This is a genomic window from Hydrogenophaga intermedia (assembly GCF_000723405.1).
Classification (GTDB): domain Bacteria; phylum Pseudomonadota; class Gammaproteobacteria; order Burkholderiales; family Burkholderiaceae_C; genus Hydrogenophaga; species Hydrogenophaga intermedia.
This window is the reverse complement of record NZ_CCAE010000111.1, coordinates 1-2,065: the sequence shown is the minus strand read 5'-3', so window position 1 is coordinate 2,065 and position 2,065 is coordinate 1. Positions and strand designations below refer to the sequence as shown.

The following is a 2,065-nucleotide window of genomic DNA, read 5'->3' as shown; positions in this document are numbered from 1 at the left end:
GAGATGTTCGGGGGCCATGGGCGGGGGCGGGCGCTACCATCGACCATAGCGGATGCGGGCACGCACCGCACGACCCGCCACCCCACCCTTTGCCGATGACCGACGATTCGCAGGCCAGCGCCCACCCGCCCCACATCCTGGTGGTGGACGACGACCCCGCGCTGCGCGAGCTGCTGCTGGGTTACCTGGGCGAGGCCGACATGCGCGTCACCGCCGTGGACAGCGGCCGGCGCCTGTTCGAGGTGTTCGACCAGGAGGCCATCGACCTCGTCGTGCTCGACCTGCGCCTGCCCGGCGAGGACGGCCTGGCCCTGGCGCGCCAGTTGCGCGAGCGCGCGCCGGTGCCGGTGATCCTGCTCACCGGCCGCGCCGAGGAGGCCGACCGCGTGATGGGCCTGGAGCTGGGCGCCGACGACTACGTGACCAAGCCCTTCAGCCCGCGCGAACTGCTCGCGCGCATCCGCGCCGTGTTGCGCCGTTACCAGTCTCAGTCGCGCGCACCCGACGAGGCCGCGCGCGATGACCAGCGCCGCGCCTTCCGCTTCGCCGGCTGGGAACTGAACCTGCGCACGCGCCGCCTCACCGCGCCCGACGGCCGAAAAGTGGAGTTGGGCAACCACGAGTTCAGCCTGCTCATGGCCTTCTGCGCCGCGCCGCAGCGCGTGCTCAGCCGCGACCAGTTGCTCGAACTCTCGCGCCTGCACAGCGCCGAGGTCTACGACCGCGCCATCGACGTGCAGGTGCTGCGCCTGCGCCGCAAGATCGAGGCCGACCACGGCAAGCCCGTGCTGATCGTGACCGAACGCGGGGCGGGGTACCGATTCAATGCGGCGGTGGAGACGCTGTACTGAGCGCTGCTACGCGCTGCGCCGCAGCTCCACGCGCCGCTCCAGCGCTTCGGCGCTCTCCTTGCGTTCGCTGTAGCGGTCCACCAGGTAGGGCGACACGTCGCGCGTGAGCAGGGTGAACTTGAACAGCTCCTCCATCACGTCCGCCACCCGGTCGTAGTAGGCCGAGGGCTTCATGCGGTCGTCGTCGCCGAATTCCTGGTACGCCTTGGCCACCGAGGACTGGTTGGGGATGGTGAGCATGCGCATCCAGCGCCCCAGTACGCGCATCTGGTTGACGGCGTTGAACGACTGCGAGCCGCCGCTGACCTGCATGACGGCCAGTGTCTTGCCCTGCGTGGGTCGCACCGCGCCCAGGGCCAGCGGAATCCAGTCGATCTGGGCTTTCATGGTGGCGGTCATGGCGCCGTGGCGCTCGGGCGAACACCAGACCATGCCCTCGGCCCACTGCACGGCCTCGCGCAACTCGGCCACCTTGGGGTGCGACTCGGGCGCGTCGTCGGGCAGCGGCAGGCCGTTGGCGTGAAAGACGCGCGTTTCGGCGCCCAGGTCGCGCAGCAGGCGCTCCGCTTCCAGTGTCACCAGGCGGCTGAAGGAGCGCGGGCGCACCGAGCCATAGAGCAGGAGGATGCGCGGCGCGTGCGCGGACGGCTCGGCCGGGAACAGGCGGGCGCGGTCGATGGCGTGCCAGTGCGCCGCTTGCAGCGCGGGCATGGGGGGCTTGATCGCCTCAACGGACACGCCGGCCCTCCGAGTTCAGCACGGTCTCGCCGTCTTCCTTGGTGAAGGGCCGCATGGGCGGTTGGGGCAGGAGCTCGAGCACGGCCTCGCTGGGCCGGCACAGCCGCGTGCCCTTGGGCGTGACCACGATGGGGCGGTTCATCAGCACCGGGTGCGCCTCGATGAAATCGAGCAGTTGCTCGTCGCTCCAGTGCGGCTGGTCCAGGCCCAGCTCGGCGTAGGGCGTGCCGCGCTCGCGCAGGATGTCGCGCACGCCCAGGCCCATGTCGGCCAGCAGGCGGCGCAGTTCGTCGCGTGACGGCGGCGCCTTCAGGTACTCGATGACCTGCGGCTCGACGCCGCAGTGGCGCATCAGCGCCAGCACGTTGCGCGAGGTGCCGCAGGCGGGGTTGTGGTAGATCTGGCTCTTTTACACAACTGACGCTGCCGGCGATCCTCTCCGTGTTGGTCTCGGGGGGGCGCGGTATCTTTATAAA

The 2,065-nt window shown here is 70.3% G+C and carries 3 protein-coding genes; 1 reads left to right on the top strand and 2 read right to left on the bottom strand.

Annotated elements, in window-relative coordinates:
* The first annotated feature begins 95 nt into the window (after window positions 1-95).
* Window positions 96-851, top strand: coding sequence for a response regulator (locus tag BN948_RS25335; protein WP_009516355.1), 756 nt, complete (start codon window positions 96-98; stop codon window positions 849-851).
* Between the two features lie 6 nt (window positions 852-857).
* Here BN948_RS25335 and arsH read toward each other — a convergent pair whose 3' ends face one another.
* The gene (gene arsH, locus BN948_RS25330) at window positions 858-1,562 is read right to left on the bottom strand and encodes an arsenical resistance protein ArsH (RefSeq protein WP_035624889.1); all 705 of its coding nucleotides are present in this window, start codon (window positions 1,560-1,562) and stop codon (window positions 858-860) included.
* Between the two features lie 16 nt (window positions 1,563-1,578).
* Window positions 1,579-1,989 (bottom strand): arsenate reductase (glutaredoxin), encoded by a 411-nt coding sequence (arsC, locus tag BN948_RS25325; RefSeq protein WP_035624886.1) that lies wholly within the window; start codon window positions 1,987-1,989, stop codon window positions 1,579-1,581.
* Window positions 1,990-2,065: the final 76 nt, after the last annotated feature.